The 560-nt window shown below is 62.7% G+C and carries 1 protein-coding gene; it reads left to right on the top strand.

Translation table 11 applies throughout. The features are described from left to right. On the top strand, positions 1-557 hold a 557-nt coding region (locus RFM52_RS32755; RefSeq protein ID WP_320327908.1), incomplete at its 5' end, for a Ulp1 family isopeptidase. Between the last annotated feature and the right edge of the window lie 3 nt (positions 558-560).

Below are 560 nucleotides of genomic sequence, written 5' to 3'. Positions count from 1 at the left end.
AATGGCTGAGCGATGAGCATATCCAGAGAGATTACGAACTTCTGGCGCAGGAGCTGCAGAGGGAAAATCCAGATCTCGCCGCCCGAACGCGGCTCGTCGACCCGCTGATAGCCCACTACCATCTGCGCCTGGGCTCCGACAATGCCGCGCTCAGGGCTTTCCAGCGCATCGTCTATGATCGCAATGGCAACGACATTGCCGACTTCATGTTCCTGCCTGTCAACGATGCCAGCGCTACCGATCCTGACCGCCGCGGCAGCCACTGGTCGCTGCTTATGGTTGATCGACGCGAGCGGGAAAGGCCGGTTGCCTATCATTACGACTCCGCCGGGCGGCTCAACGACCAGCCCGCGGCACAGCTCGCACGACGGCTGGGAGCCCACCTGGAGCCCACCCGTATCACCCAGCAGCAGAACGGCTACGATTGCGGCGTCTTTGTGCTTGACGGCACGAGGGCGCTGGTCGGACGACTGGGGCAAAGGCGGCAGCCAGCCAGGCTGCACCTCGACTATCTTGCCGTTGATCGGCAGGCACTGCAAAACCGACTGCGGGGCTGATGT

It is taken from the genome of Mesorhizobium humile (assembly GCF_033977215.1).
GTDB lineage: Bacteria > Pseudomonadota > Alphaproteobacteria > Rhizobiales > Rhizobiaceae > Mesorhizobium > Mesorhizobium humile.
Note: the sequence above shows the minus strand (reverse complement) of the source record. Positions and strands in the feature narration are given on the sequence as shown.